We start from the raw sequence: 17,865 nt of genomic DNA, 5'->3' as shown, positions 1-17,865 counted from the left end.
GAAACGTTCAAAATGGAAATTGATTCAATGGTTAAATAAAGGTGGTCATTCGATTAACCAATCAGGAAGGTGAGATGTTTGAGAAAGCATATGAACAAATCAAAAAAGAGTTTCATGATCATCAGTAGTTTACTGATCATCGGCAGTTTAGGCTGGACGAGTGCCTGGGGGATTGCTCGTCGTGAAGAACCTTCCATCACTCAAATAACTTTGCAAGATCTGCAACCGAGAGCAGATTTTTACTTAGTAGGAGTCGTTGAACCAGCAAGAACGGTTGAAGTCAAGGTAGATAGCTCAAGAGGATCAGTTGTTGAGAAAAAAGTAGAGGCAGGGGATCAAGTCAAAGCAGGGCAAGCTCTTTTTGTTTACTCTAACCCTGAGGGAGCTTTGGCCATTAAAGAAGCAGAACAGGCGACGGCAAATCGCTCGAGAGCTGTGGAACAAGCAAGACGGCAAACGAATCAAAAATGGGAACAATACAATAAGGTAACGAATCAGCTGGAGGAGACGAAACAAAAAATTGCCAGTGCGGAAGAAGAGCACAAAGAAGGGCTGGAAGATCGTAAAACCGATTTGGAAATGCAGCAAAGTCAATTACTGCTAGAAGCGCAAAACTTGGAAAGCAGCATTGGCGATGCCGAATTAGAGCTGGAACGGGCAGAATTAGAACTACGTTCAGTCAAAGAGCAACATGGCTCAGACGTCGTGGAAGCCGAAATTGATGGAATCGTTAAAGACGTGGACGAGCGACAAATGAATCGAAGCGCAAGTGAAGCGGCCCCAGAGAATCCTTTTATGACGATCGTTGATACCAGTCGGCTTTTTTTAAAAGGGACTGTGGATGAATTTCGCCGCAATCAACTTGAGCCTGGTCAAAAGGTTGAACTTAGAGACCGTAATGGCGGCAGTCAGCGATGGACTGGAAAGATCACCCGAGTTGGGGATATGAAAGAGCCTTCGGTAGTGGTTGAAGAACAAGGCGCAAACCCCAATTTGTCGCAATTTAGTTTTGAGGTCGTTTTAGATGAAAGTGAAGAGCCACCTAGTATTGGCATCCATTGTTTTGTAGAACGCATTGAGGAAGAGCAAACCGCGATCAAGCTGCCCAAATCTTTCGTGTTTTATGAAGAAGATAGGCCCTTCATCTACGTCGTTGAGGACCATAAAATCAGTAAACTATCCGTGGAAATCATGGAAGATGAAACGGATGAAGCCATGTATCTGTTAGAAAGTGAACTGGATATGCAAGTGGTGCTCGTCTTCCCAACAGTTCGGATCCAAGAAGGAATGGATGTGAAACCAAATGATCCAACTGATTGATGTCTGCAAAACGTTCCCACAGGGCACTAGCGAAATTCACGTTTTGAAAAAAATCAACTTAACAATCAATGCTGGCGAGTTTGTTTCCATCATGGGCCGATCAGGATCAGGCAAGTCGACCTTGATGAATATTATTGGCTGTTTAGACACGCCAACAACGGGCAGCTATCTACTTGATGGTAAAAATACCGGTCAAATGAGTGAAGATGAACTGTCCGAGATCCGCAATCAAAAAATCGGCTTCGTGTTTCAAAATTTTGAACTGTTGCCCAAACTATCCGTTTTACAAAATGCTGCCTTACCGCTCTTGTATGCTGGTGTCAATCAGGAAGAACGAACGACTCGAGCAATTCACGCCTTAGAAAGTGTCGGATTGAGGGATCGGATCGATTTTAGGATCAATCAGTTGTCAGGGGGGCAAAAACAACGAGTAGCGATCGCTCGGGCATTAGCAGGAGAAGCAAATGTGATCTTAGCAGATGAGCCGACAGGTTCTTTAGATACCGCTAATAGTCATGAGATCATGGCGCTATTTACTAAGCTGAACCATCTAGGAAAAACAGTGGTTTTGATTACACACGAACAAGAAGTCGCGGACTATGCAAAGCGGCAAATCGTCATTAAAGATGGTGAAGTTGTTGAGGAGGGCACAAGATGACCGAAAATATTCGCTTAGCCATTCACGCAATCTACCAGCATCGTTTGCGTTCCTTGTTGACGATGCTAGGAATCATTGTTGGGATTGCCTCGATCATTTCCATTGTGAGTATCATCAACGGAAATACTGAGAACATGAAAAAGCAACTGATTGGTGGTGATACTAACTCGATGCGGATTGAATATGACGCCAGAAGTGCTTTTTTAGCGGGCGAAAGCGGCAGAAATGATCGTTTGCCTGATTATGCCCCGCAACTATCAGAAGGAGAGCTGCAAAAGTTGCTGACCATTGATCACTCCAAGAACGTTAGCTTGTTCTATGAAGCTAATCTGACAGTTTTCCATAGAGACCAGCAAACCGATACGACAGTGCTAGGCATGGATGGCGGGTTCTTTGAAATTTTGCCCCATACGATCCTTGCTGGCAGAGCAATGACTGAAACCGAATTGCAGACACAAAAGCAAGTTGCGGTGATTACGAAAGATTTGGCGGAAATTTTTTTCTCCTATCGTGATCCTATCAATCAACTGATCGAAATCAATGGGACGCCCTTTCGCATCGTTGGCGTAGCTGTTTCTGACACGGAGCAACTGTCAGGAAAATATGTCTTCATCCCTCGAGGCAGCCAAAGTTTCGTCGAAGGAAAGCTCAACCAAAGGCCAACAGTGCTGTTTCAGGCAACGAATGCGGACGTCTTAGAATCAGCAGTCGTTCAAGCCAGCCATGAATTGACCAAGAGTATTCCGCCTTCAGATTTTGTTTTTTCCATCCGCAACTATGATGAAGTGCAGAAAATGACCGATGATATCAATCGATCGAATATGATTTTACTGGGGGGAATTGCTAGCATTTCCTTACTCGTCGGTGGGATCGGTGTAATGAATACGATGCTGGTCAGTGTGACAGAGCGTACCAGAGAGATCGGTTTGAAGAAAGCATTGGGTGCCAAACGTAAAGTGATTTTGCAGCAATTTTTGACAGAAGCAATCGTTTTATCGGTGATCGGGGGGCTGATTGGCATCATCGTCGGTCTGTTGATCAGTCTGATCGCTTTGCGTCTGTTAGAGTATCCGATGACGATCTCATTGTTATCCATTTTGATCAGTGTGTCATTTTCAATGCTGATCGGTACTATTTTTGGTTACTTACCCGCTTATAAAGCGTCGAAATTAAAACCGATCGAAGCATTACGCTATGAATAAAAGGAAGGTGTTTTTTATGATAAAAAAACAAACAGCAATTATCTTGTTTGTGGCATTACTTAGTGGTTGTGGTGTTGCTGCGAATGACCCACAGACAAACAACGACAACGTACCGATCAACAACCAAATCAATACGCCGCAAACGCAAACAAGTCAAAGTGGAGACGAGACCCAAAATAATCACGATCAAACCGATCAGACAAAAGCGCAACAAGTGACTCAGACTGATGCAGAGCGAGCGAATGAGGAATTGGCACAAGCAGATGAAACGGGCACACTCATTCTTATTGATGGTGATCGTTTTGAGATGGAATTGACGAACATTTCTCAAGGAACAGGGGAAGACGGCGAAGTCTTTGATATGGCGATCGCATCTGAGGAAAGATTATCTTTTACGATTACTAGCGAGACTGAGATAAAAGTAATTCTATATGATGCACAATCGCATAATTCTCGAATCGTGGAGGGGTCACGTGCGGATCTGCAGCTTGAACGATCGGTAAGTCTTTATGGGCAGCGAGTAGGGGACACCTTTATTGCCACGAAAGTCCTCGTCTTACAAATCAATTAATCGTTATGCTTAAAAGACAACGAAAACAATATTGGCCTGACAAATCACAAGATGATTTGTCAGGCCAATGATTATTTGCGAGTCAATTTTACCACTACTTCGCAGCGGGCGGTTTGTGGAAACATATCTACTGATTGCAGATATTCTACGTGAAACACTTTGGCTAATTGGACCAAGTCTCTTGCTAAAGTAGAAACATTACAAGATATATAGACCATCTTCTTCGGTGGTTGTTTCAGCAAAGCTTGCAATAATCGTTCATCCAAGCCTGTCCTTGGCGGATCAACAATGATGCTATCAGGTTTGAAGCCTTCATTGAACCATTTTGGTAAGAGCTCCTCAGCAGTTCCCGTTTCATAATGGGTATTTTGGGCACCAATGCGGCGTGCATTTTCTTGGGCATTTTCAATTGCTTGAGGAATAATGTCCATGCCGCGGACTTCTTTGGCATAAGGAGCCACGCTCAACCCAATCGTTCCCACACCACAATAGGCATCAACGACTGTTTCATTTTTGCTCAAGTCAAGGGCTTTTAACCCTTCTTGATACAAGATGCTGGTTTGCTGTGGATTCAGCTGGAAGAATGCGCGGGCGGACAAGTCGAAGGTCAGTTCATTCAACCGTTCTTCGATCGCTTCTTTGCCCCAAAGATGAATCGTTTCCTCTCCCATGACGACGGACGTTTTTTTGTTTTGTACATTTTGCATGATGGAAACGACTTGCGGCAAGCGCTGATTGATCTCGCGAATCAGCGCATTTTTTTGCGGCAGTTTGACAGAGTTGGTAATAAACACGACTTGAACTTCGCCAGTCGCGATCCCGATACGAACCATCAATGTCCGTAGAATCCCGCTGTTCTTGCGTTCATCGTAAATCGGGATCTGGTATTTATTCAACAATTGGACGATGCCGTTGATCACTTTTTGCGTATCTTGTTCTTGTACGAGGCAATCATCAATGGCGACTAAGCGATGAGACTCCATTTCGTATAAACCCGCTTCGATTCGTTTGGTTTGACTGTTGTAACGCAATTGAAATTGTGCTTTGTTGCGGTAATGCCAAGGAACATCCATGCCTAAAGTATCCCTTAGTTCAAACTGTTGGTAGCCTTTTGGCTTAAATTTTTCAAGTGCTTGTTTCAATAGGTCTTTTTTGAAGTCTAATTGTTTGTCGTAGACTAAGTGCTGCAATTGGCAGCCGCCGCACCGGTCGTAAAACTTGCAGGGTGGTTGGATGCGATTGCTGCTTGGCTTGATGATTTTGGTCATCTTAGCTTCAGCAAAGCGGGGAGATGCTTTGGTGACTTCGGCAATGACCTGTTCCCCCGGCAGAACACGGGGAACAAAGATGATCAACTTTTTGTAATACCCAATGCCTTCTCCGTTGATCCCCAAACGTTTGATCGTTAGTTGTAGTTTTTGTCCAAGCTGGACTTGTGTATTTGCCATGTGAACTCCTTAAATAAAATAGTCAGTTCATTTTACCACATTTTTTCAGCTTGATTAGAAGGAATTTCATCGTAGTTGTGGTAAAATAGAATGTACGTTCGCGAGGTGAAGAAGATGAATACAATTATTCGTATCAATAAAGGAAAAGGACCATTTTATGAAGTGGCGACATCAGAAGGTGAAACGCTGCGGGTCTCTGAAGATCTTTTGGTCCGTTTTCGTCTATTAAAAGGCAAGGAACTGAGTGAAGAAGAATTAAAAGAAATCAAAAAAAGTGCGGGGTTTGATTTAGGATTGCAGCAAGCCATGAACTATATCAGCTATCAGCTGCGTTCTGAAATGGAAGTCCGTACCTATTTGAAAGACAAAGAAATCGAAAAACAAGACCGAGACTTAGTCGTTGAACGTCTGAAAGAGCTGAATTTGATCGATGACAAAAACTACGGAGAAAGCTACATTCGCACCCAAGTCCGCATGAGTGATAAAGGACCCGTGGTCATCAGTCAGCAATTGAGAAAAAAAGGATTAAAAGATTCCGTGATTCAGGAAGTATTGCCTTTGTATACCGAGGAAATGCAGTTTGAAGTCGGTTATCATACGGCTGAAAAAGCGATGCGTCGTTTTCACAACAAAAGCCATAAAGAAATGATCCAAAAGATAAAAATGCATTTGATGCAAAAAGGTTTTCATCAAGGAGTCATTCAGATGATTTTGGATGAATTACCGATGGAAAAAGATGAGGACCAAGAAAATGAAGCGCTCCAAAGAGAAGGGGCCCGACTTATGCGGCGGCATCAGCGGTTACCGTTGATGAAACGAAAAATGAAAATCAAGCAAGGCCTTTATCAAAAAGGGTTTGCCATCGATGATATACAACGATTCTTAGATGAGGAAGTAATGGATGAGTAAGCAATGGGAAACTTGGGATGAAGAAAAAATCAAGACGTTCCAAGAAACATTTTTAACTTGGTATCATAAAGAAAAACGCAATCTGCCTTGGCGGGCGACCAACGATCCGTATGCAATCTGGATCTCAGAGATCATGCTTCAACAAACACGAGTGGAAACAGTGATTGGCTATTTCTATCGTTTTATGGAACAATTCCCGACGATCCAAGACTTGGCGGCAGCCGAAGAACAAAAGCTTTTAAAGGTTTGGGAAGGTTTAGGTTATTACTCTCGTGCCCGTAACCTTAAGGCTGCCGCCCAGCAAATCGTTGCCGAATTCGACGGAGAAATGCCCCAATCAATTGAAGAGATTCGCTCATTAAAAGGAATTGGTCCCTACACAGCTGGAGCGATTGGCAGTATTGCTTTTGGCTTGCCAGAACCGGCAATCGATGGAAATGTGATGCGGGTCGTCAGTCGGTTATTTTGTATCGAAGCAGATATTGCGAAAGCCAGCAGCCGAAGACCATTCGACGAGGCGATGAGAACGATCATTCCCCCCGATGAACCTGGTGAGTTTAATCAAGCCTTGATGGATCTTGGCTCACGAATCTGTACACCCACCACACCGAAATGTGAAGAGTGTCCCATCAGTCAGTATTGTCTTGCTTATGCGGAGAATCGACAAACAGACTTTCCAGTGAAATCGAAAAAAGCAAAGCCAAAAGATGTCTATTACATCGCAGGCGCCATCGAAGATCAAGGCTCGTTTTTACTCGTGCAGCGACCTGAAACAGGCTTATTGGCTTCTATGTGGCATTTTCCTTTGGTGGAAGTGACGAAAGAACAGTACGAGGCTCTGCAGCGAACATGGGCAAAAGAGGAGCAGCTGCAGTTGGATTTGATTGCCGAAGATGATGCGCTCGAGATTTTTCCTGATCTGCCTGTCGTTTGGCAAAAACGACATTTTGGCGAAATCACTCATATCTTTAGTCATTTGAAATGGCACGTCCTTTTATTTTACGGCAGAAAACGTGGAGAGCTCACGTTACAAGACAGCGAATGGGCAGCAAAAGAATCCTTTCAAAACTATGTTTTCCCAAAACCCCAGCAGAAATTGGTGGATCAATTAAAGAAATATCAGAAACTCGATAAAGATTTCTAGGCAAAGCTTTCTTTTATTGCTATAATATTAACGATGTCGGTGTAATGAACACCCAAACAAAACGCAAGTTTTCTTGCTGAGGGAAGGGTTGCTATGCGAGTTCCAAAAGAAGGAGAGTTTGTCAGCATTCAAAGCTACAAACATGACGGCAATTTGCATCGAACGTGGCGGGATACGATGGTCTTAAAGACCAGTGAATTCTCAGTGATAGGGGTCAACGATCATACATTAGTGACCGAATCAGATGGAAGACGCTGGGTTACCCGTGAACCAGCAATTGTATATTTTCATAAAAAATACTGGTTTAATGTTATTGCAATGATTCGAGAAAAGGGGGTTTCCTATTATTGTAATCTTGCTTCACCGTATTTACTTGATGAAGAGGCATTGAAATATATCGATTATGACCTTGATATCAAAGTATTTCCTGATGGCGAGAAACGTTTACTAGATGTGGATGAGTATGAATTGCACAGTAAGATTATGCAATATCCGCAAGACATTGATTTTATCTTGAAAGAAAATGTCAAAATTTTAGTAGATTGGATCAATAATGGCAAAGGACCCTTTTCGCAAGGGTATGTGGACATTTGGTATGATCGCTACAAGCAGTTGTCTCAAAAATAAGTGAAATGGGTCGGATCGCTCATTTTTCCCGAGAAACTTCAACCATTTCGGTTGAAGTTTTTTTGTGCTGTGAGAGGGTTGCTTCTAGCAGTTGCCTTTAAGTTCTGTTTAAGCTGCTAGTCCCATGATAGAAAGACCAAGAAAAAAGTGGGGGAAGCAAATGAAGAAAAAAGGGAAGCTTGTTATCGGTACTACCATGATTCTACTTTTTGCGGCAGGTTTTGCTGTGTTGAGAAATGATCATTTTGTTCAAGAAGAGACCCAAGAAAGCACGGCTCAAACCGAGTCGGACGCTCAAGCAGAAGAGGTCGCACAAACGGCAAGCATGGTCCAAATTTACGTGGATCCCTCAGAATACGATGCAGCGATTGAAAGTGAGAACGATTATGTATCGATTTATCAGACAACAAGTCAAGAAACCGTCATCGGGAAGATCCACCGTGGAAGTTGGGCAACCGTACTTAGTCAAACAGAAGAGATGGTTGAAATCCAAACTGACGATGGAATAACGGGTTACATTGAAAAGCATTCTGCATCCATCCAAGAAGTTCCACTTTCGGAGACTCCAAAAAAATTGTCAGACTTTAAAGTCGTTCTTGATGCGGGGCACGGCGGCGAAGATTCTGGGGCACTGTCAACGGATCAAACGATCATGGAAAAAGATTTGACGTTAGCCACCGTCCAAACGATCGGCGAAGTACTGACCCAAGCGGGAATTCAAGTCAGATATACACGCACCGAAGATCGCTATTTAGCGCTGTCTGAAATTACTGCAGCTTCACTCTCGGAGGAACCAGATCTATTTATCAGCATTCATTTCGACAATTCAGAGCTACCAAACAGCAATCAAGGACTGACAACTTACTATTACTATACTGGGGCAAAAGAGATGGCAGAAACGATCACTTCCAGTTTGAGTAGTTCAGTGGCATTGAGTTCCAACGGCACTCGTTTTGGTAACTATTATGTTTTACGAGAGCAATATATTCCAGCAGTTTTGTTGGAGTTAGGTTATTTGAACAGTGACAGTGATTTAGCGGTGATTACAAGTGAAGGCTATGATCAAAGGGTGGCGCAAGCGTTGCTTACAGCGATTGAAGAGATCGTTGAAGCAGAGGAATAAAAAGCAGCGACCACAAAACAGAGAAAGGATCTGTTTTGTGGTCGCTGTTTTAAGTAATCACAGCTCGTTAAAAGGTTTTGCTCATTTTGATATGGGGCATATCCGCGTCTAAAAAGACATCGCCTTCAGGCTGATAACCTAACTTCAAGTAAAATTCTTTGGCAGTTAACTGTGCCCCTAATGTGACTTTTTTGATTCCTTGTTTTTGAATGAAAGCTTCCGCTCCCTCGATCAACTGCCTGCCGTAGCCTGAACCTCGATGAGCAGCTGGCACCGCCATTCGCTGTAATTTCACCTCATGATCAGAGATCGGTAAAAAACGTAAGGTTGCGACTGCTTCATTGTCATCGTCATATAAGACGAAATGAACAGCCAATGCCTCATTTTCATCTACTTCTAATGCTAATGGAACCCCTTGCTCTTTCACGAACACTTGATTTCGTATTTTCAATGACGCCAAATAGATCTCACTTAGCGTATCTTTTGTTTGTGCGATATGCATAAAAAAACTCACCTCAGCTATGATTTCTCCGTTATTTTTATTAGTATACCACTTTTTTTACAAATTTCTTTTTTTTTGCGGCTAAAGTCGCAAGCTTTTTTTTACAAAATCAACTATAATGTTATAAAAAAGGGAGGGAATCTTTTGTTCGACAAATTCAAACAATCAAAACTGTTCTTTTGGTCATTGGAAGCATTGGTTTTAGTGACACTCGTGTTTGTGTTAAGTAAAGTCAATTTTCTATTTGCACCGATCGGCACGTTTTTTTCTACTTTATTTGCACCAGTATTGATTGCTGGCTTTCTGTATTATCTGCTAAATCCAATCGTCCTATTTTTGATGAAAACGACAAAAATAAAACGACTGTTTGCTGTCATATTGGTTCTATTGTTATTAGTAGCAGCAATCATCTTGATTTTCGTCAGCGTTATTCCTAATCTGGTGAGTCAGATTACTTCATTGGCGGAAAATATTCCAACATTTGCCAAAAATATGGAAAGCTGGATCTCAAGAATCGCAGATGATCCATTTTTCAAACAAATCGATATCGCGCAGCAGTTAGAAAACCTAAATCTTTCTTATGGTTCTTTGCTGCAGCAGTTTCTTAGTGGGTTATCCACTAGCTTAGGATCGATCGTCAGTACGATTGCTTCCGCGACGATGATCATCGTTACAGTCCCATTCATCCTTTTCTATATGTTGAAGGATGGAGAAAAGCTAGTTCCTAATCTGAAAACAGTCTTTCCAGAAAGAAGACGAGAGCAGATTGTTGGGTTGCTAGGTGATTTAAACAAGACACTATCCAATTACATCAGTGGGCAAGCGATCGAATGTATTTTTGTCGCTACCTTCACGTTTATTGGGTACTGGATGATCGGCGTCAACTATGCCTTTCTTTTTGGGGTGATCGCAGGGGTCACAAACTTGATTCCTTATTTAGGTCCGTATCTTGGCTTGATTCCAGCAGTCTTAGTAACGGTCTTTGATGAACCGTTCCGCGCATTGCTGTGCTGTGTCGTGGTACTAGTCGTCCAACAATTAGATGGAAATGTTATCTACCCGAATGTGATCGGAAAATCATTAGCGATCCATCCATTAACGATCATCTTGGTTTTATTGGTCGCTGGAAATCTGGCAGGTTTGCTGGGAATTTTCTTAGGAGTACCGTTTTACGCAATTTGTCGGACGATCGTGGTCTTTATTGTTCGTCTGATCAAAGATGACAAAATCAAGAAAAATCAAGAACGGTTGATCGAGTAATCAATGACTGGTGTTTTTTATTGCAAAGAAAAAAACTTTGTGATAGGATTTTATCGTGGGCTAAGCCCACGATTTTTTTTAGAATATGAAAAAATAAGGAGAGAATGCTATTATGAATGCTGACCCCGAGAGTCAGTCGCTTCTAGCGCAAATTTTATTATTGATCGTTTTGACATTGATCAACGCTTTTCTAGCGGCCTCTGAGATCGCAGTCGTCTCAGTCAACAAAAACCGTGTGGAGCAAAAAGCGGAAGAAGGAAATGTCAAATCACAAAAATTATTGAAAATCATTGATAATCCAACAAATTTCTTGTCAACGATCCAAGTTGGGATTACCTTGGTGAATATCTTATCTGGGGCATCTCTGGCAGATACCTTGTCGACCCGTCTGGCACCTTTATTAGGTGGAGGAACGGCGGCTAAAAGCTTAGCGAACATTATCGTTTTAGCGATCTTGACCTATGTGTCGATCGTTTTCGGTGAGTTGTATCCAAAACGTATCGCCATGAACAAATCAGAAGAAGTTGCCCAGTTCACTTCTGGTGTGATTCGAACGATCGGGATTATTGCAAAGCCCTTCGTCTGGTTCTTATCTGCTTCAACAAGCTTATTGGCGCGGATCACTCCAATGGAATTTGACGATGAAGACACAAAGATGACCCGTGATGAAATGCGGTATATGTTGGAAACAGAAGGGGTCTTTGAAGAAGATGAATTAGAGATGTTGCAAGGGATCTTTTCATTAGATACGAAAGTCGCCCGTGAAGTCATGGTTCCTCGAACCTCTGCCTTTATGGTGGATATCAATGACTCAGTAGAAGAAATTTTGACTGAAATTTTAGCAGAAAATTATTCTCGTATTCCTGTATATAATGAAGATAAAGACAAAGTCGTTGGGATTTTGCATACCAAAAATCTTTTGAAATGTGCCTACAAATACGGCTTTGAAACAATGGACATCAAGCAGATCTTGCAAGAACCACTGTTTGTTCCAGAAACAGTCTTTATCGATGATTTGCTTTATGAATTAAAGAAAACCCAAAACCAAATGGCGATCTTGCTTGATGAATACGGCGGAGTCGTTGGGTTAGTTACATTAGAAGACTTGCTTGAAGAAATCGTCGGTGAGATCGATGATGAATCCGATGAGGTCGAAGAGCTTTATGAAAAAATCTCTGATAAAGAATACGTGATCCAAGGTCGGATGCTGATCGATGATTTCAATGAAGCTTTCAATATGAGCTTGCATATGAGCGACGTCGATACGATGGCAGGCTACCTGATCACTGCTTTAGGAATGATTCCAGATGAAGGAGAAAAACTTTCCTTTGAAGTCGATAACGTGAAATTGATTTCTGAAGAAATGGAAGGATCACGTGTCTTGAAGATCCGTGTAATCTTCCATGATCCAGAAGAAGGCGAAGTGGAACCAGAAGAAGAACGCCGCTATTTCCGCAAAGATTTTGAGGAAGATGAGCCTCGCCGTTAAAGTTCCGCATGAATGAAATGAGAAAGACCAAGGCAACTGCTTTGGTCTTTTTTGTTCCTTTTTTTTACTTATTCCCCTTGATTTGTTTGTAAGAAACGGTTACGATAAATCTAATCAATAATACAGTTTAAAAACAGATAAAAAAACACGTGTATCTTATCGTTAAGCAGTCTGATTGCAATTTTCCGTAAGAAAAGCGAGAATATCCATAGAAATCTAATAAGAACGAGGGACTTGAAATGAAATTTTACCGTATGCTTAGTGAGGATATCCGTTACAATTTGGCAACTGAAGAGTATTTAATGAATAACGTAGATGTTTCAGAACCTTGTTTTCTGTTATACATACAAAAACCATGTGTTATAATCGGCAGAAATCAAAATGCGTATCAAGAGATTGATTTTGACTATTTAAGGAGTCGCAATATCGTGTTGACTCGCAGGACATCTGGCGGTGGAGCAGTTTATGACGATCTAGGCAACATGAGCTTTAGTTTTGTCACCAAAAAAGATGCCACGAGTTTTGGTGACTACCAAAGTGCAACACAACCGATCATGAAAGGCTTAGCGGCAATGGGAGCCAAGGAGGTAGAAGTACATGGCCGCAATGATCTGTTCATTGATGGGAAAAAGTTTTCTGGCAATGCGATGTATATAAAAAAAGGTCGAACGTATTCTCATGGCACATTGATGTATGATGTGGATCTAGAAGAATTAACAAAAGTCCTACACGTTGCCCAAGAAAAAATTGCCTCTAAAGCAACGAAATCCGTACGGAAAAGTGTGACGAATATTAAACCGTATTTGGCAGAACAATACCAATCAATGGATACCAAGGCATTTCGAGACACACTCCTTTGCCGAATCTATGAAGTAGAATCGATTGATGAAATCAGTGAGCAAGAGATCGTCTTGACGGATGCGGATCGCCAAGCAATCCAAACGTTGTTTGAAGAACGTTACGCGAACAATGAGTGGATTTTTAATGAAGCGCCTGCTTTTGAATGGCAAAAAAGAAAGCGGTTTGCGCAGGTTGGGATCGTTGAAGTCGATTTTACTGTCAACAAAGGCAAGATTGCAGCGATTCAAATTACCGGTGATTTTTTTGGACAAAAAGAGATCAGTGAACTTGAAGCGATGCTACGAGGTATAGATTTTGAACAAAACACCATTAGCCGCTTGCTAAAGGATATTGCCATCGAGCAATTTATCCATCAGATGACTAACGCTGAATTTCTTGCGTTGCTGTTTGATTAGGAGGAAAAAAGATGCTAGAAGCCATCAACATCACAAAGCGTTACGATCGAAGCGTCCTAGATAGTCTTTCTTTTGCTGTTCAGCCGGGGGAAATTGTTGGGGTCGTTGGCAAAAGCGGCTCGGGGAAATCAACGTTGCTTCGGCTTTTGAACTTAATTGAGACACCTGACAGTGGGGAGCTGCTCTTTGACGGGAAACGAATCGATCCCTTAAACAAAAAGCAACTGCTACATGCGCAGCAGGAAATCGGCATGATTTTTCAAAATTACAATCTGCTACACAATCGAACCGTTTTTGAAAATGTCTATTTGCCCTTGAAGTTAATGGGGAAATCATCAAAGAAGGTGTTGGAGATGCTTTCATTTGTTGGGATGGAAGACAAAGCCGACAGTTATCCAGCCAAGTTGAGCGGTGGGGAGAAACAACGAGTGGCTATCGCACGGGCGTTGATCCGTGAGCCGAAAATCTTGCTGTGTGACGAACCCACTAGTGCGCTGGATGAAGATACGAAAGCCGATGTACTTGCTTTACTGCAAAAAGTTCAACAGACGTTTCAGCCAGCAGTCATTTTCGTTAGTCATGAGCTAACCGCAGTCAGACAAATTTGTCAACGTGTGTTTGTATTGGAAGATGCAGTCTTTGCGGCGGAATTTGTCAATCAGCCACAGCCAATTGTCCGCAAAGAAAGCTCTTATGTGGACAAAGTGGAGAGGAGTTTGCTGCATGACGATCAGTGAGAGTATTTTGTATTATCTGCCTGAATTACTTCAGTCTTTAAAAGAAACAGCGATCATGATGGGGATTTCGATGCTCGCAGCCATTGTCTTAGGACTACCGCTAGGTGTCTGGCTCTTTCTTAGCCGCAGTCGTGGGAAAAAAATCTCATTTCTTTATGAGGGTTTGAATCTCGTTGTGACGATTATCCGCTCATTTCCGTTTCTATTATTTGTCGTAGCCTTGATCCCACTGACGCGGATGCTTTTAGGTAGCTCATTTGGACCAATTCCCGCCAGTTTCCCTTTGAGCATCGTTGCTATGAGTATTTTTGCTCGTTTGACGGAGCAAGTACTGCTGGATGTCCCAGAAGAAGTTTCTTACTTGGCGAAATCCCTTGGCGTCAGTCAATGGCAATACGTTTGGTCGTTTTTACTGGTGGAAGCTAGAAGCGGCTTGATTTTATCTTTAACGACGACGGCAGTCAGTATGGTTTCTTATTCGACGGTGATGGGGATCGTTGGCGGCGGCGGTATCGGCGATTTTGCGATCCGCTATGGCTATCAACGCTACGAATATGGCGTCATGTATTTTGCAATTATCATCATGATTCTTTTGGTCTTTATCCTGCAAGGGATTGGCAATCAAGCAGCAAGAAAACTTGATAAACGAAAATAGGAGGAATGAAAGTGAAAAAAGGATTTGTTTTAGGATTGAGTGTATTGGCATTAGGTGTATTGGGGGCTTGCGGTACGGGTTCGGATGAGGCGAGCGAAGAGAAAATCATCAAAGTCGCTTCGCAAACGACACCAATGACCGATGTCGTAAAAGTTGCAGCGGAAGCAGTGGAAGATGGCTGGGAAATCCAGTTGGTCCAAGTCAATGACAATATCCAGTACAATGAGCTGCTGAATAATGACGAGGTCGATGCCAACTTTGCGCAACATGAACCATATATGCAAATGTATAATGAAGAAAAAGATGCAAACCTAGTGGCATTAGATAAAATCTACAACGCAAAAGTCGGTTTTTATTCCAAAGAGTATACGGATATCAATGATATTCCAGAAGGAACGAAAGTCGCACTGCCGAATGATGTGTCTAACGAAGGTCGAGCGTTAGCGATTTTAGCAGAAGAAGGGTTGATCACTCTTAAAGATGGCGTTGGTGACAATGGAACACTTAAAGACGTTACCGAAAATCCCAAAAACTTTGAATGGTTATCTGTTGATTTACTGAATCTTGCGGAAGCCTATGATGAACCGAATGTATCCTTGGTATACAACTACCCAACCTATATCGCGAAAATCGGTTTGAAACCAGCCGATGCCCTTTTCTTAGAAAAAACGATCGATGATCGCTTTGCTATCTCATTGGTTGCTCGAGAAGACAATCAAGATTCTGAAAAAATAGCCGTTTTGCGCCGTGCCATGACTAGCGATAAAGTTCGCGAATTTTTAGAAAACGACCATAGCGATACCTTATTGCCAGCATTTTAATTTCTTTCCATCAAATGGAAAGAACGCCCTTTGCCTAACTCTGTAAAAGAGAGTAGTCAAAGGGATTTCTTGTCTTTTTTTGCTTTTTTATCACCCTTATCCATGATATACTGATTTGGTCAGAAAACTAGCGACAGGCTAAAATGGACACTGTTCGCATTGTAAATACAAGAAATGGAGCAATAAAATCAATGGATAATCCAAAATTAAAACAACAAGTAGATAGTCGCCGTACCTTTGCGATTATTTCCCACCCGGATGCGGGGAAAACAACCATTACAGAACAATTATTATTATTCGGTGGCGCGATTCGCCAAGCTGGTACAGTCAAAGGGAAAAAGACTGGGAATTTCGCAAAGTCCGACTGGATGGAAATTGAAAAACAACGGGGGATCTCCGTTACCAGTTCCGTTATGCAGTTTGATTACCAAGGCAAACGGGTCAATATTTTAGATACCCCTGGGCATGAGGACTTTTCTGAAGATACCTACCGTACCTTGATGGCGGTGGATAGTGCGGTCATGGTGATCGATAGCGCAAAAGGGATCGAAGCACAAACGAAAAAACTCTTCCAGGTCGTTAAAAAACGCGGTATTCCGATTTTTACTTTTATCAATAAACTCGACCGTGATGGCCGCGAACCATTAGAATTATTAGAAGAACTAGAAGATCTTTTAGAGATCGAATCATTTCCAATGAATTGGCCGATCGGCATGGGGAAAGGCTTGGAAGGACTGTATGATATCCATAACCAACGGGTCGAATTTTATCGTCCAGACAATCACGGTGGGGAACGTTTAGTTGCCCTAGATGAAAATGGACAATTTCCTGCAGATCATCCATTTGCCGAAGATGGGCTGTTCCAACAAGTTTTAGAAGAAGTAGAATTACTGCAAGAAGCTGGCGATGCCTTTGATACAGAAAAAATCGCACGAGGCGATCAAACACCCGTGTTCTTTGGTTCCGCCCTTACGAATTTCGGCGTGCAGACTTTTTTGGAAACCTTCTTGTCCTTTGCACCAGCGCCTTACGGTCACAAAACTTTGGCTGGTGATGAAGTCAGTCCATATGAACCAGAAATGTCCGGTTTTGTGTTCAAGATCCAAGCAAATATGAACCCTGCCCATCGTGACCGGATCGCCTTTGTCCGTATTTGTTCAGGAACTTTTGAACGAGGCATGGACGTGACGCTTGAGCGTACTGGCAAAAAAATGAAACTCAGCAATGTGACACAATTTATGGCAGATACCCGAGAAAATATTGAAGAAGCAGTCGCTGGAGATATCATTGGTGTCTATGACACGGGAAATTATCAAATTGGCGATACGATCTATGAAGGAAAACTAAAAGTTGCTTACGAAGAGCTACCATCGTTTACTCCGGAACTCTTTATGAAAGTCACTGCAAAAAATGTGATGAAGCAAAAATCTTTCCACAAAGGAATCTATCAGTTGGTCCAAGAAGGGGCTATCCAGTTGTACAAGACGTATCTTAGTGATGAGTATATCATCGGTGCTGTCGGGCAACTGCAATTTGAAGTTTTCCAATATCGCATGATGAATGAGTACAATGCTGAAGTCATTATGACCCCAATGGGCCACAAGATCGCCCGTTGGATCGATCCGAAAGACTTGGATGAGCGTATGAGCTCCAGTCGTAACATTTTAGCGAAAGACCGTTTCGACCAGCCATTGTTCTTATTTGAAAATCAATTTGCAATGCGTTGGTTCGCAGATAAGTACCCAGACGTCGAATTGAAGAGTTTGATGTAAGAGTCGTTTCCCGCGAGACTGTCTAGGTATGCGCAACATTGTACGTAAGGCTGATCTTTTTTAATTGAACGATCGTAGAGAGTCCTTTCTTATTCAAATGGATAAGAAGGGGCTTTTTTTGCTGAAAACGTGCTTTTGATACAGAAGGAAGGTTGCATGATTGGGGGCAATCGTCCAATGATTAGACAATTATCCTAATTTATAACCATTCTTTTAAAAGAAGATAAAATGAGTCGGAAAAAGAGCGTAGTATTAAAGGTGACCACAAGGAAATGCATTTGAAATGAATAGAAAAAGATCATAGGCACATTTGATGATTCAGGAAATTTTCACTTGTTTGAAAGTAGAGGAAAAGCAGAGAATAGATTGCC

General features: G+C 42.2%; 17 protein-coding genes. 15 read left to right on the top strand and 2 right to left on the bottom strand.

The annotated features are described in order from the left end of the window. The first annotated feature begins 90 nt into the window (after window positions 1–90). From Q1X33_RS00450 to Q1X33_RS00435, 4 genes are read left to right on the top strand one after another with little or no spacing between them, the layout of a single operon-like run. Entirely contained in the window at window positions 91–1,320 is a 1,230-nt protein-coding gene (locus Q1X33_RS00450; RefSeq protein WP_034868512.1) for an efflux RND transporter periplasmic adaptor subunit, read from the top strand. Next, window positions 1,304–1,978 (top strand): ABC transporter ATP-binding protein, encoded by a 675-nt coding sequence (locus Q1X33_RS00445; RefSeq protein ID WP_034868513.1) that lies wholly within the window; start codon window positions 1,304–1,306, stop codon window positions 1,976–1,978. The genes Q1X33_RS00450 and Q1X33_RS00445 overlap by 17 nt, the downstream gene beginning before the upstream one ends. Then, entirely contained in the window at window positions 1,975–3,180 is a 1,206-nt protein-coding gene (locus Q1X33_RS00440) for an ABC transporter permease (RefSeq protein ID WP_005225858.1), read from the top strand. The genes Q1X33_RS00445 and Q1X33_RS00440 overlap by 4 nt, the downstream gene beginning before the upstream one ends. 16 nt (window positions 3,181–3,196) lie before the next feature. Then, window positions 3,197–3,751: a hypothetical protein gene (locus tag Q1X33_RS00435; protein WP_010748060.1), complete on the top strand. Its 555-nt coding sequence runs from the start codon at window positions 3,197–3,199 to the stop codon at window positions 3,749–3,751. A gap of 71 nt (window positions 3,752–3,822) precedes the next feature. Here Q1X33_RS00435 and rlmD read toward each other — a convergent pair whose 3' ends face one another. Continuing rightward, a complete protein-coding gene (rlmD, locus tag Q1X33_RS00430) occupies window positions 3,823–5,199 on the bottom strand; it encodes a 23S rRNA (uracil(1939)-C(5))-methyltransferase RlmD (RefSeq protein WP_005225860.1) in 1,377 nt (458 codons plus the stop codon). 114 nt (window positions 5,200–5,313) lie between these two features. On the opposite strand from rlmD, the gene recX reads away from it, so the two are divergent. The 4 genes from recX (at window position 5,314) to Q1X33_RS00410 (ending at window position 9,002) form a co-directional block, all read left to right on the top strand. After that, complete coding sequence (gene recX / locus Q1X33_RS00425) at window positions 5,314–6,108, top strand: recombination regulator RecX (protein WP_034858009.1); 795 nt, start codon at window positions 5,314–5,316, stop codon at window positions 6,106–6,108. Then, window positions 6,101–7,252 carry an A/G-specific adenine glycosylase gene (gene mutY / locus Q1X33_RS00420; RefSeq protein ID WP_270787865.1) on the top strand — a complete coding sequence of 384 codons (1,152 nt, stop codon included), beginning with the start codon at window positions 6,101–6,103 and terminating at the stop codon, window positions 7,250–7,252. The genes recX and mutY overlap by 8 nt, the downstream gene beginning before the upstream one ends. Before the next feature lie 93 nt (window positions 7,253–7,345). After that, the gene (locus tag Q1X33_RS00415) at window positions 7,346–7,879 is read left to right on the top strand and encodes a DUF402 domain-containing protein (RefSeq protein ID WP_005225863.1); all 534 of its coding nucleotides are present in this window, start codon (window positions 7,346–7,348) and stop codon (window positions 7,877–7,879) included. A gap of 160 nt (window positions 7,880–8,039) precedes the next feature. Continuing rightward, window positions 8,040–9,002, top strand: a complete 963-nt coding sequence (locus tag Q1X33_RS00410; RefSeq protein WP_034858007.1) for an N-acetylmuramoyl-L-alanine amidase — start codon at window positions 8,040–8,042, stop codon at window positions 9,000–9,002. Between the two features lie 67 nt (window positions 9,003–9,069). Here Q1X33_RS00410 and Q1X33_RS00405 read toward each other — a convergent pair whose 3' ends face one another. Beyond that, window positions 9,070–9,504 (bottom strand): GNAT family N-acetyltransferase, encoded by a 435-nt coding sequence (locus Q1X33_RS00405; protein WP_016610225.1) that lies wholly within the window; start codon window positions 9,502–9,504, stop codon window positions 9,070–9,072. Window positions 9,505–9,648: 144 nt separating this feature from the next. Between Q1X33_RS00405 and Q1X33_RS00400 the strand changes: the two genes are divergently transcribed. The 7 genes from Q1X33_RS00400 to Q1X33_RS00370 all read left to right on the top strand — a co-directional run bounded on the left by Q1X33_RS00400 (window position 9,649) and on the right by Q1X33_RS00370 (window position 17,494). Continuing rightward, window positions 9,649–10,764 (top strand): AI-2E family transporter, encoded by a 1,116-nt coding sequence (locus Q1X33_RS00400; protein WP_005225866.1) that lies wholly within the window; start codon window positions 9,649–9,651, stop codon window positions 10,762–10,764. A gap of 112 nt (window positions 10,765–10,876) precedes the next feature. Beyond that, window positions 10,877–12,253 carry a hemolysin family protein gene (locus tag Q1X33_RS00395; RefSeq protein WP_005225867.1) on the top strand — a complete coding sequence of 459 codons (1,377 nt, stop codon included), beginning with the start codon at window positions 10,877–10,879 and terminating at the stop codon, window positions 12,251–12,253. 239 nt (window positions 12,254–12,492) lie between these two features. Continuing rightward, a complete protein-coding gene (locus Q1X33_RS00390; RefSeq protein WP_301969446.1) occupies window positions 12,493–13,509 on the top strand; it encodes a lipoate--protein ligase in 1,017 nt (338 codons plus the stop codon). Window positions 13,510–13,520: 11 nt separating this feature from the next. Further along, window positions 13,521–14,246 carry a methionine ABC transporter ATP-binding protein gene (locus Q1X33_RS00385; RefSeq protein ID WP_270787867.1) on the top strand — a complete coding sequence of 242 codons (726 nt, stop codon included), beginning with the start codon at window positions 13,521–13,523 and terminating at the stop codon, window positions 14,244–14,246. Further along, the gene (locus tag Q1X33_RS00380) at window positions 14,233–14,901 is read left to right on the top strand and encodes a methionine ABC transporter permease (protein WP_010748069.1); all 669 of its coding nucleotides are present in this window, start codon (window positions 14,233–14,235) and stop codon (window positions 14,899–14,901) included. Before Q1X33_RS00385 ends, Q1X33_RS00380 begins: the two co-directional genes overlap by 14 nt. A gap of 5 nt (window positions 14,902–14,906) precedes the next feature. Then, window positions 14,907–15,722, top strand: coding sequence for a MetQ/NlpA family ABC transporter substrate-binding protein (locus Q1X33_RS00375; RefSeq protein WP_270787868.1), 816 nt, complete (start codon window positions 14,907–14,909; stop codon window positions 15,720–15,722). Window positions 15,723–15,913: 191 nt separating this feature from the next. Then, the gene (locus Q1X33_RS00370) at window positions 15,914–17,494 is read left to right on the top strand and encodes a peptide chain release factor 3 (protein ID WP_005225872.1); all 1,581 of its coding nucleotides are present in this window, start codon (window positions 15,914–15,916) and stop codon (window positions 17,492–17,494) included. Window positions 17,495–17,865 lie beyond the last annotated feature (371 nt).

This window comes from Enterococcus sp. B2E4, from assembly GCF_030499455.1.
GTDB lineage: Bacteria > Bacillota > Bacilli > Lactobacillales > Enterococcaceae > Enterococcus_D > Enterococcus_D casseliflavus.
Note: the sequence above shows the minus strand (reverse complement) of the source record. Positions and strands in the feature narration are given on the sequence as shown.

What these genes read in the sequence shown, in the direction of transcription:
- Q1X33_RS00450 (WP_034868512.1), top strand. Translation starts at nt 91, where the DNA reads ATGAACAAATCAAAAAAGAGTTTCATGATCATCAGTAGTTTACTGATC.
- Q1X33_RS00445 (WP_034868513.1), top strand. Translation starts at nt 1,304, where the DNA reads ATGATCCAACTGATTGATGTCTGCAAAACGTTCCCACAGGGCACTAGC.
- Q1X33_RS00440 (WP_005225858.1), top strand. Translation starts at nt 1,975, where the DNA reads ATGACCGAAAATATTCGCTTAGCCATTCACGCAATCTACCAGCATCGT.
- Q1X33_RS00435 (WP_010748060.1), top strand. Translation starts at nt 3,197, where the DNA reads ATGATAAAAAAACAAACAGCAATTATCTTGTTTGTGGCATTACTTAGT.
- rlmD (WP_005225860.1), bottom strand. Translation starts at nt 5,199, where the DNA reads ATGGCAAATACACAAGTCCAGCTTGGACAAAAACTACAACTAACGATC.
- recX (WP_034858009.1), top strand. Translation starts at nt 5,314, where the DNA reads ATGAATACAATTATTCGTATCAATAAAGGAAAAGGACCATTTTATGAA.
- mutY (WP_270787865.1), top strand. Translation starts at nt 6,101, where the DNA reads ATGAGTAAGCAATGGGAAACTTGGGATGAAGAAAAAATCAAGACGTTC.
- Q1X33_RS00415 (WP_005225863.1), top strand. Translation starts at nt 7,346, where the DNA reads ATGCGAGTTCCAAAAGAAGGAGAGTTTGTCAGCATTCAAAGCTACAAA.
- Q1X33_RS00410 (WP_034858007.1), top strand. Translation starts at nt 8,040, where the DNA reads ATGAAGAAAAAAGGGAAGCTTGTTATCGGTACTACCATGATTCTACTT.
- Q1X33_RS00405 (WP_016610225.1), bottom strand. Translation starts at nt 9,504, where the DNA reads ATGCATATCGCACAAACAAAAGATACGCTAAGTGAGATCTATTTGGCG.
- Q1X33_RS00395 (WP_005225867.1), top strand. Translation starts at nt 10,877, where the DNA reads ATGAATGCTGACCCCGAGAGTCAGTCGCTTCTAGCGCAAATTTTATTA.
- Q1X33_RS00390 (WP_301969446.1), top strand. Translation starts at nt 12,493, where the DNA reads ATGAAATTTTACCGTATGCTTAGTGAGGATATCCGTTACAATTTGGCA.
- Q1X33_RS00385 (WP_270787867.1), top strand. Translation starts at nt 13,521, where the DNA reads ATGCTAGAAGCCATCAACATCACAAAGCGTTACGATCGAAGCGTCCTA.
- Q1X33_RS00380 (WP_010748069.1), top strand. Translation starts at nt 14,233, where the DNA reads ATGACGATCAGTGAGAGTATTTTGTATTATCTGCCTGAATTACTTCAG.
- Q1X33_RS00375 (WP_270787868.1), top strand. Translation starts at nt 14,907, where the DNA reads ATGAAAGTGAAAAAAGGATTTGTTTTAGGATTGAGTGTATTGGCATTA.
- Q1X33_RS00370 (WP_005225872.1), top strand. Translation starts at nt 15,914, where the DNA reads ATGGATAATCCAAAATTAAAACAACAAGTAGATAGTCGCCGTACCTTT.